Source organism: Chitinophaga sp. (assembly GCF_035564935.1).
Lineage (GTDB): Bacteria > Bacteroidota > Bacteroidia > Chitinophagales > Chitinophagaceae > Chitinophaga.
This window is the reverse complement of the sequence record NZ_DATMTE010000656.1, coordinates 1-11,062: the sequence shown is the minus strand read 5'-3', so window position 1 is coordinate 11,062 and position 11,062 is coordinate 1. Positions and strand designations below refer to the sequence as shown.

The 11,062-nt window shown below is 48.8% G+C and carries 6 protein-coding genes; 3 read left to right on the top strand and 3 right to left on the bottom strand.

Annotated elements, in window-relative coordinates; all coding sequences use genetic code 11:
• Both VN105_RS16915 and VN105_RS16910 read right to left on the bottom strand, forming a co-directional pair.
• On the bottom strand, positions 1–408 hold a 408-nt coding region (locus VN105_RS16915; RefSeq protein WP_325642708.1), incomplete at its 3' end, for an SH3 domain-containing protein.
• Positions 409–432: 24 nt separating this feature from the next.
• Entirely contained in the window at positions 433–927 is a 495-nt protein-coding gene (locus VN105_RS16910; protein ID WP_325642707.1) for a BON domain-containing protein, read from the bottom strand.
• 365 nt (positions 928–1,292) lie between these two features.
• On the opposite strand from VN105_RS16910, the gene VN105_RS16905 reads away from it, so the two are divergent.
• From VN105_RS16905 to VN105_RS16895, 3 genes are all read left to right on the top strand, one after another.
• Positions 1,293–3,836 carry a hypothetical protein gene (locus VN105_RS16905; protein ID WP_325642706.1) on the top strand — a complete coding sequence of 848 codons (2,544 nt, stop codon included), beginning with the start codon at positions 1,293–1,295 and terminating at the stop codon, positions 3,834–3,836.
• 4 nt (positions 3,837–3,840) lie between these two features.
• Positions 3,841–8,340: a TonB-dependent receptor plug domain-containing protein gene (locus VN105_RS16900; RefSeq protein WP_325642705.1), complete on the top strand. Its 4,500-nt coding sequence runs from the start codon at positions 3,841–3,843 to the stop codon at positions 8,338–8,340.
• A gap of 701 nt (positions 8,341–9,041) precedes the next feature.
• Positions 9,042–10,304, top strand: a complete 1,263-nt coding sequence (locus tag VN105_RS16895) for an alpha/beta fold hydrolase (RefSeq protein ID WP_325642704.1) — start codon at positions 9,042–9,044, stop codon at positions 10,302–10,304.
• Here the strand turns inward: VN105_RS16895 and VN105_RS16890 are convergent.
• Positions 10,301–10,993, bottom strand: coding sequence for a molybdopterin-dependent oxidoreductase (locus tag VN105_RS16890; RefSeq protein WP_325642703.1), 693 nt, complete (start codon positions 10,991–10,993; stop codon positions 10,301–10,303). The two genes, VN105_RS16895 and VN105_RS16890, sit on opposite strands and share 4 nt — an antisense overlap.
• Between the last annotated feature and the right edge of the window lie 69 nt (positions 10,994–11,062).

Below are 11,062 nucleotides of genomic sequence, written 5' to 3'. Positions count from 1 at the left end.
GTACTGCGCATAGGCATAACCTTCTGCGCCGCCATCCGTGCGGATCAGCCACCACTGGTCGCTTTGCTTGCTGATCAGTGAAACAATTTCATTGTGCGCTGCTTTACCAACAATAGGCTGGTCGGTGCCCGGGCCTTTGCGGATGTTCAGGTTAGATGATTCTGTTATCACTTTCAGTTTAGCGCCGGCAACAGCAGTTGCTACATTAATATTCATAACCACATCGCCGGTCAGGAAGTTGGGATCAATCTTTCCGTAGATATTCCACAACTGGTCCTTCACAGCGCCGGTAGGTGCTTCGCCTTCTATATGCAATACACCATCGAGTTCGCTTACTTTCAGGTTGCTGGTGCCTGCAGCCTGTGCTGCATCAATCAACTCTTTATATTTATCCTGTAATGCTGCCATGATTATTGTATTTAAAGAGAAAGATTATTTTACTTTTAAACCTGATGCATCCACCTTCTTAGGCTTCAGCGCATCCAGCGCCATTTTCAGTTTTTTCCAGCGGTCTGCTTTCTGTTCGCCGGTAATGGTGATCACGCCATCTTTAACATCGGCCTGGATACCGGGAAAATCTTTCACAATGCCTGCTACCGCTGTTTTTAGCGAATCGTCGGCCGTAACTTCCGGTGCAGCCGGCGGCGGCGGAGGAGGGGTTACCGTAACATTGTTAACAACACTCTTAACACCCTGGTTCAACTTTACAGCAGCTTCTGCGGCATCTTTGTCGGCCTGGCTGGCAACAGATCCGGAGAGGGTAACTACGCCATCCTTAACATCTGCAGTTATACCGGGAGATGACTGCAGGGCAGTGATAACGGCAGCCTGTATGTCTGCGTCTTTAGGTTTCGATTTGCAGGAAATCATGAACATTAGTCCCACGGAGAGGATCACTGTGGTCAGGTGTTTAAGTTTCATAGTCATACTGAGGTTTTAATGATGAAAAAATACGTTCTTAAGTTAAGTATCTTTTTTCACGTGGCAATAAGACTATAAGAGTTGTTTATTTTTTAATAAACCAGGGCATGCCCGGTTCTTAACGGTACAGGCTACCCGTTTTTAAAGTTAAAGGAGCAGGAAATTTTTTTTTATGATGCTATGGAATTATTCCTCCGCTCGCATCATGCGGGAGAAAGGATCGTCGTTTTATACAGGCATAGGTTTTAAAAAGATGGTAATTAATTAGTTAGAAGTTTAAATGTATCGTTATGAAGAAGCTGTTGACCGGCTAGCAGGCCCTTATTACTTTAAGAATATACTTTATATTGATAAATGTAAAAATGTATGCCTTGAAATATTTACTCCTGCTGCTACTGTTCCCGTCCCTGATTTTTGCACAGCAAAGTAGCCCCGTAAACCCGGTACTATCACCTGAATACAGTCGCCTAATCCACAGCGATACCACAACAGCTGCTCCTCTTCCTGAAAATCTGCGCCGGGAGCTTACCGTAAAGCGGCTGTTCCCGCTGAATACTCCCTTGCGTAAGGTACGCGTGCGGAACAATGCGCTGGTAATGCGTGCTGCCTATCCAAAGAAACTGTTGCTTGCCGGCGAGTATACTGCCGGTATTGCCTTTAAAACGGTGAACCGCCTGCCGCCCCTGCAAACCGCCTATGTACAGGGCCGTTCCATGCAGGGAGCGCCGGTTTGGCAGGGGCCCGAAACCAATGAAATGTTCAGCTACGGCCCTTTATTGAACCAGCTGGAGTATAACGGGCAGGCCTATCCGTACGATGTAAACGGAAAACTGGTACCATCCGGCACAGGCAACGGTCGTCACCCTGCCGGCTATATGAACAGCATTTTCAGAACAGGCACGCTGTTCTCCCAGGGCTTTCACCTGAAAACAGCCTTGCTGGTGAATGACGTGGCGCTCCATGAGTTCGGCATCCGGCTGGGACAAACAAGGGAAAATACCTTTATCCGTTACAACAGCAATAATACCAGGAGCCTGGAAGCTGCTGCCGGTACTTGGATCAAATGGCTGCACATCAGCGGTAAGTACAACTACCAGGAGGAATCCTTTTCCAATACCAATCGCGGGGGCTTCCTCAATAAAGTATACCAGCAATCGCTGCTTACCCCCGTGAGCTTCGATAACGGCCAGGGCTACACGCTGAACAGCGGGCAAAGAAGTTATGCCCAACCCGCCGATAACCCTCACTTCCTTCTCCGTAACAACGGGCACTATTACCGCACCTACGCCCACCAGGGTAGCCTCCTGCTGGAACGGAATGCCTGGAGGAAGATGAAGTATAAAATACGTCAGTCCTATAGCCGGAAAGGGGAGAACAGCGATGAAGGCTTCAAACCGGGTACAGCTGCATTCCCTGAAGGATTACTTCTGCAAAGAGAAAAAAATGACAGGCTATATCAATTGAACGGGGAAGCCACCAGGGATTTCGGTTATTATTTAAAAGATGTGCGAACACAGGCTACCGCGAACTACGTGTTTACAGATGCCCGCTCGGATATCCGTTATCAACCGGCATACGGGGAAAACTACCGGTACCAGCGTTCTGTGCAGGAACTTAGCCTTCAGTCGTTCAGCTCCTACCAGCATTGGGATTGGCCGGGCATCAACCTGGGGGTAGGTAATAAGATCTATGTGTCCAATACCGCCCGTAAAAGTTACTACCTGTTGCCGGACATCAGCCTGGCACTGGACTACCCGTTACCAGACGGTTCCTGGAATATACGCGCCAGGTCTGCTTATTTGCGTAACGCCACAGAGCTTCCCATCAGCAGGTCGCTTGCTTATGTGAACCTGCTGCACTTCTCCGTGAGGAATGCAGGCAGTTATGTACAGGTACAGGAAGTAACAGGATATGATGGCCTGCTGCCTGTGCTACAGGAGGAATGGACAAGCAGTTTGGAACTTTACAAAAGTTCCCTGCTGAGCTTTACCGCCTCGGTTTTCAGGAGAAATACCAAACAAGACCTGTTCCCGGTGGAGGCCAACGGGCAACTGGTATTAAAGAATATGGCGGATCACCGCAACGAGGGAATTGACCTGGAACTGAAACTCTTCGAAGATAATTTCAGGAACAGAATGGTGGCTACTTCCCACACCCTTTCCTTTTATGCATACCGGAATAAGGTAACCGGGGTGAATGATCCTTATAACTACACGCCCATCGCCGGCTTCAGCGATGTACACACTGCATTGATAGAAGGGCAGCCGCTGGGTGTGATAGTAGGCAGCGCCTGGCAACGCGACGCTGCAGGCAACCAGGTGATTGGACCCGATGGGTTTCCTGTGGTAGCAAAAGATCCGGGTATTATCGGGAATCCCAATCCCGATTTTGTGATGAAGCTGCATAACAGTGTGCAATGGAAACGCTTCTCCCTGCTGGCCGACCTGGAATGGCAGCATGGCGGCGACCGGTGGAACGGCACACAGGCGGTACTGGACTACTATGGCAGATCGCAGCAGTCGGCCACCGGAAGGAATATCACCAGCTATGTTTTTCCCGGTGTACAAACAGATGGCCGGCCAAACAATATCCCTGTAGATTTCTACAACCCCAAAGAAGATATCAGCAAAAACCGCTGGGTCAGGTACGGGATCAGCGGCGTAGCGGAAGATTATATAGAGCGGGCCGACCGGCTTCGCCTGAACACCGTGAAAATCAGCTACCAGCTGTTGTTCCGGCGTATTATTCAAAAGGTTACCCTCAGCGCTTATGTCAATAATATCATGTTATGGTCGCCCTACCAAGGAACAGACCCCGGGCAGTTATTATTTGACCAGGCCAACAGCACGGGATTGGATTTCTTCAATCTTCCTGCTACCAAAACTTATGGTTTTAACGCATCCATTCAATTCTGAGATCATGAAAAAAGTTATCAGCTTCCTTTGCATAGGCCTGCTCACTGTACTGGCAGCACGGGCCCAAACATACGACTATACCTCGTTTAAAGAAAAGATCTACATTCATACCAGCCATGTTTTTTTCCAGCCCGGCGATGAAATGTTCTTTAAACTATACCTGGTAAATGCAAAAAACCAGCAACCTTCCACGGTGAGTAAAATAGCGTTTGCAGATATACTGGACCCTTCGGGGAAAGTATTGAAAAAGCTCAGCTACAGGATTACAGATGGTTACGCCGAAGGCTCTTTTTATTTTGAACCTTCCATCCCCGGTGGTATCTACAGGCTCAGGGCGTATACTTCCTGGATGCGTAACGAAAACGACAGCACCTTTTATACAAAGGAAATTACCGTGCAACAGGTAATCCCGCCCCGGGTACTGATGAAACTGGATTTCCCCAAGAAAGGCTACGGCCCCGGTGATGAAGTGACAGCGGATTACAGTATCAGGAACTTATCCGATCAGCCCATAGCGGGGCATACGGTGAATTATAAAGTGAGTATAGGCGGCGCCGTTATACAAACAGGCAACGCCGTAACCGGAAGTAATGGTAAAGCGCAGCTGCAATTCACATTGCCGGGAGATCTTAATACCACCGACGGCTTGCTGAATGTAACCATTGACTATGACGCCTATAAAGAATCCATTTCACGCAGCATCCCAATTGTATTGAATAAAATAGATCTGCAACTGTTACCGGAAGGAGGAACACTGGTAGCAGGACTTACCAGTAATATCGCTTTCAGGGCGGTGAATGAACGCGGCAAGCCAGCCGATATAAAAGGCGTTGTGCTGGATCATACGGGGAGGCAGGTAACCGCCTTTGAAAGTTATTATGCCGGTATGGGAAAATTTCCCTTCACTCCGCAGGCCGGTGAAAAATATACAGTGAAAATAACTTCACCGCTGCATATTTCCGAAGTATATGATTTTCCTGTATGCAGGAACGAAGGAATGGTAATGAATGTTATAAAGAAAGATGGAAAGACATTACTGGAAGTGGCTTCCACGGCTGATCAGAAGGTGATACTAATGGGGCAGACAAAGTCCGTGACTTACTTTGCAAACGTACTCACACTGAAGAAAGGCAGGCAAACCGTTGATATAGATGAAGCTAATTTTCCCGCCGGTATTGCACGGTTTACGTTGTTGTACGATAAAACCCCCGCTGCGGAGCGGTTGATATTCCTGAACAGGAATAAGGTATTGCAGGTGAGCATTACTACGGATAAGAAAGCATACCTGCCTAGGGAGAAAGTGAAAATGACTATCAGAACAACTGATGATAAAGGAATGCCGCTGCCATCCAATTTATCCGTAGCCGTAATGGACGATAAGCTGTGGACTTATGCCGATGATAAACAGGATCACATTTTATCATGGTTGCTGATGAGCAGCGAACTGCATGGGAAGATAGAAGAACCGTTATTTTATTTTAAGGAAGATGAACCTAAAGCAGGTCCAGCCCTTGACCTGGTAATGCTTACCCATGGCTACCGTTATTTTGATTATATCCCCGGAACAAAGAACGGTGAATCACTGAAGTACCTCCCCGATGAAGGCCAGGTACTGAGCGGCACTGTGCTGAATACAAAAAAAGAACCCATACAGGCTACTGTTTTTCTCATCAATACCAGTGATAAGGGGAAGGCCATACAAATGAATACAGATGAGGATGGCGCTTTCTTTTTTACCAACCTGGAACCTCTCAGCAGGTATTGTCTTATTGCAAGGCCGGTAAAGGGGCATGAGCCGGTAACAATACGGATAGAACAGAATGGGGTGGAACATAACGGGATAAGGACCCGTAAGTTGCTGGAGAAAAGTGTGGTACAACGTGCCGTCGTACAGCCGTTACCGGTAGTGCCTGAAAAAAAGGAAGACGCCAATGCGGTGATGAACATGATAAAGATTGAAGATGCCAGAGCCCTGGATGAAGTGGTAGTGGTGGGCTTTGGCGCAGAAAAGAAAAGGTCGGTTACCGGGGCAGTGGCCATGGTTCGCCAGGAGGAGATTGCAGGCCTTGCAGGTAATAACGTGCAGGGATTGCTGCAGGGCAGGATAGCGGGGTTGCAGGTAATACCCCAGGGGAATCCGGGTGCCCCGGCAGATATAAGGATCAGGGGGCGTGCATCCCTCACAGGAAATAACCAGCCTTTGTTTGTGGTAGACGGCGTGGTGATGGAAGGGCTGGATATGCAGCTGAACCCGAACGAAATTGCCTCCATTGAGGTGGTTAAAGACGGGGCCGCAGCCGCCATTTACGGCGCCCGCGGCGCTAACGGCGTGATTGTTATTCATACCAAAAACAAGCTTCCCGGCAGGATCCGTTTCAATGTTGGCAAAGGAAGTTATTATGCTACTGCACCTGTGCCGGCCAGTCAAACCAGTTTCTCCGTGGCAAGGCGTTTTTATGCGCCCCGCTACGCTACCACGGACACGGATGAACGAACTGATTTCCGTGAAACCATTTACTGGAATCCTGTAGTGCAAACAGATAAAGAAGGCAAGGCTACCCTGGAGTTTTACAACTCTGACGCCGCCACTACTTTCAGGGCAATTGCCGAGGGAATTGCCTGGAATGGCAAACCGGGCAGGGCAGAGGCTACCTGGTCGGCCCGCAATGCCTTGCAGATCGACGCCAAAATACCACCCTATCTTACTATCGGCGACCAGGCCATGGTGCCGCTGGTGCTTAAGAATAACGGCGCTTCCACTATACAACTGAATATCAGTATAGCCGTTCCCGTTAACATGTCGGCCGGCAGTTTTGAGAATAAGGTTACGCTGGAACCCAATAGCTCCCGGCAGGTGCTTATCCCGTTGGAAGCCACTGCACCCGCCAGCGGTATCGTGAAGTTTACTGTGCATGGAAAAGGCGGAACAGAAGCCCTGGCGCTTCCCATAGCGGCGGCACAGCGCGGGTTTCCTGTTGTACATACATTTTCAGGTGAAACATCCGCGCAACATTCCTTCCATATCAGTGAACCGGTAAAGGGCAGCATACAAACAAAGCTGCAGGTATTTACTTCCCTGGAAGGGCAGCTGCTGGATGGTATTGAATCTATGCTGAAGGAACCCTATGGCTGCTTTGAGCAGACCTCTTCCAGTACTTACCCGAATATTTTTATCCTGAAATACCTGAAAGAATCGGGGAAATCGAACCGTGAAGCGGAAGCCAAAGCCCTGGCATATATTGAAGCGGGTTATAAGAAGTTAATTGCTTTTGAAACCGCCATGGGTGGTTTTGAATGGTTCGGGCATACGCCGCCGCATGAAGCGCTTACCGCCTATGGCTTACTGGAGTTTACAGATATGCAGGCCTTCATTGATGTGGATAAAAGCATGCTTGCCCGTACAAAGTCGTTCCTGCTCAGCCGCCGCGATGGCGAAGGTGGCTTTAAATCATCAGCCGGCGGCTATGACAGGTTCCGGTCGGTGCCCGGCCATATTGCCAACCTGTATATTGTATATGCGCTCACACAAGCCGGTGCGGGTAACGAGATACAGCGGGAGTATAAGGCGGGACTGCTGAAAGCGCTGGCTTCCAACGATGGTTACCAACTGGCGCTGATGGCGCTGGCAGCCGGTAATATGAAAGATACTACGGGTTATAACCGCCTGATGGCTGCGCTGAAGGAGAATTACAGGAAGGAGAACCTGGCGGCAGCCACATCTGTTGTTAATTCAAGGGATGTTTCTCTTCGCGTAGAGGCGTTATCGTTATACACCATGGCGCTCACCCGTGAGCAACATCCGGACATGGCCGCTATCGCTATTGCCATCTCTAAAATACTGTCTGAAAAAGTATACTACGGTTACGGATCTACGCAGGCAACGGTACTGGCCCTCAATGCCATTGTAGAATACGTGAAACTGAAAGGTCGTGCGGAAAGCAACGGTACCATCAGCTTCCTCCTGAATAACCAGCCGCTTGGAGCAGGGCAGTCATTTAACCATGCAGTGAAAACCGGCGCCAATACCTTTGCAGTGCAATACAACGGCAATCAGCCTGGTTTGCCTTACAACATGGAGCTGTCTTATTTCACTATGCAGCCGCCGAACAGTCCCGGTGCAGAGTTGCAGCTGCATACCGCCTTAAGTGACACGCGTACCAAAGCAAGTGAAACCGTGCGGATGAATATCAGCGTAAAAAATATCAAATCCACGCTACAACCCATGGCCATTGCAAAAATCGGCATTCCCGCCGGGCTCTCGCTGCAGCCCTGGCAGCTGAAAGAACTGTCGGATAAAAAAGACGTAGCCTATTACGAGATCTTTGATAACTACCTGGTGCTTTACTGGATGGGATTTGCCGCCGGGGAAACCAAAACCGTTGCACTCGATCTGAAGGCAGATGTTCCCGGCAAATACAAGGGAAAAGCCAGCAACTGTTATCTCTATTATACTCCTGAACACAAAAACTGGCAGGAGGGAACCGCTATTGAAATAATGCCTTAATTCCCTCTACCTCTCCCTTCCGCCCCCGCGCAGCGCCACTTACAGGGCGCTGCGCTTTTTGCTGTGCTGATCGCCTTCGGCGCGAATTTTGTCTGACTCAGGATTAAACTGATTACCTTGATTTTATTTTTAGGGATTTATAAATAATTAAGGGAGATAGAAGCAAACAGACTTGCTTTTATCTCCCTTAATTATTTTTTCAAACACTTAAAAACAACAAAAAATAAAAAGTAAAAATCAAGCTAATCAGTTTAATCAGTTTAATCCTGAGTCAGACAAACTCCGCATCGCCGAAGGCAATCCTCAACATTTATTTTGCGCGTTTCACCTGATTGGGTTACTTTGATATTTAAACAGTTGTCTAAATGTATTCCCATGAATAACGTATTCAAGGCGCTCAATGATAAAACCTGCAGGGATATCCTGGAACTGCTTAAAAGGAAGATCTGACTGCAGGTCAGATAGCGGAGCATTTTAGTTTCTCGAAGCCCACTCAATACCACGGTAGTGGATGAACTGTTGAAATGGGTGCTGCAGTTCACGGCAGATAAGTTACCGGTGATAAAACCTAAAACAGCCAGGTATGAAGGAAAGTAAATGGTTGAAAGAGATCCTGCTGCTGCTGGTCCTTATATCCACGGCTGTTACGTGCGGCTATTTTTATTACATCTACAAAAAATAATTCAGCAAACTTCGGATCTATGAAAAAATATTACCTGTTATCACTCCTGTGTATCCTGTTTTTTTCTGCCATAGCGCAACAAAACGGGCAGTTAGCTACGCATTTTTTTGAACAGCTGGGTAAAGAGAACTGGGAAGGTGCGAGGGAAAATATGGATGCCAATATGAAAGAAAAGGTAAGCGCGGACATGTTGAAAGGCATCTGGCAACAGCTTGAACAATCTTATGGGAACTGGGAAGCCGTTATCTCCACAAAAGCATTAAAGGAAGGGGCATATGATATGATACTGGCAGATAACAGGTTTGCCAAAGCCATCATTACATTTCGTGTGGTGTTCGACAATACCCGCCACATTGCCGGTTTTTTTATTGCGGGCAATAAGCCCAAAGCTACCGCATTGTTGGCTTTTGAAGAAAAAGATACCGTGGTTACCACAGACGGCGGCATCCTCTATGGCGTACTGGCCAAACCGGCATCCCCGCAGCCCTGGCCGGTGGTGCTGATCATTGCTGGCTCCGGTCCTACAGATCATAACGGCAATAACCCCTTATTACCGGTGGCGAACGGTAACTCCTATCAGCAGCTGGCAGCGGCACTGGCCGATAACGGCATTGCGTCCCTGCGCTACGATAAACGCGGCATAGGGCAGAGCACCGGCTTCAAAAAAAGCAGCAGCGCCACATCCCTGGACGACTATACGGATGATGCCATTGCCTGGATTGATCACCTGCAGAAAAATACAGCACAGTTTAAAAGTGTAGAGGTGATGGGGCACAGTGAAGGTGCTTTAATTGGTCTTATGGCGGCCGGCCGGCGGAATTTCAACCGCCTGGTTTCCTTATCTGGCCCCGGCGAATGTATGGATAAAGTATTACTGGCGCAGTTAAAGCCAATGCTGGCGGATTCACTGTATGATGCGGTAACGGTTACATTAAATGAGTTGCGGGAGGGAAGAGACCCCCAACAGGTGCCGGCGGCGCTCAGTACTATTTTTAACCCTTCACTGTATGCCTTCTGGAAAAGTACTTTTCACTACGATCCCTGTACATTGCTGCCTGCTGTAAAAATGCCTTTCCTGGTTGTTGGCGGTACCAGCGATACCCAGGTGCCACCGGTGCAGGCGGATATATTGCATAACTGCAAACCCGGCGCCCAATTGCTGATGATCACGGGAATGACGCATACCTTAAAAGCCGCTGCAGCAGCTCCACAGGGGGAAACAACCCCATTACCGCTGGCGGACAAATTAGTGTCATCGCTGGTGAAGTTTATAAAAAATTAGCTGTACCGGTCGTTCCTCCAGGGATAGGCGGTATTTGAATAGCCTCTTTCTTCCCAGAAGCCCGGCCGGTTGGCGGTGAGGAATTGTATACGGTGTATCCATTTGGCGCCTTTCCAGGCGTATAATTCAGGAGTGATCATTCTTACCGGGCCGCCGTGTTCTTTGGGCAAAGGCGCTCCCTCGTATGTATGTACCAGCAGTACATCGGGTTTCAGCGCCTCTTCCAGCGCTACGTTGGTGGTATAATCGTCGTAACCGTAACAGAGTATATGCGTGGCCGTGTCCTTTGGCTGCACCAGTGCGGCGAGGTCCAGCAACCGTACGCCTACCCAGTTCATATTGAGCTTTGACCAGGTGGTTACGCAATGAAAATCAGAGGTATCTGCTGTTTGAGGCAATGCGAGAAAGTCGGCCCAGCCGAGCGTAACCGGGTGTTCCACGGCGCCGTCCAGGATCAGTTGCCATTCCTCCTTTTCAATGTCCGGTTGTATACCCAGGTCCAGTACCGGCCATTTATGCGTGACAGTTTGCCCTGTTGGTATTACCGGCATACCGTGCCGGTTAGGGTTACCGCTGCCCTGCGGTTTATTGTCAGCCACCGATGGGGTAAGCTGCATCTTCTCCTCAAAACGGGATTTGAGCTTCATTCTCGCCTCAACAATACGTTTTAGTTTGTCCGCCTCTTCCATAAAATATTTTTTGGATCTTCCGGCTGTAAATATACGGATTTACGCCATCAGGCGGTGGTTCCGGCGAAG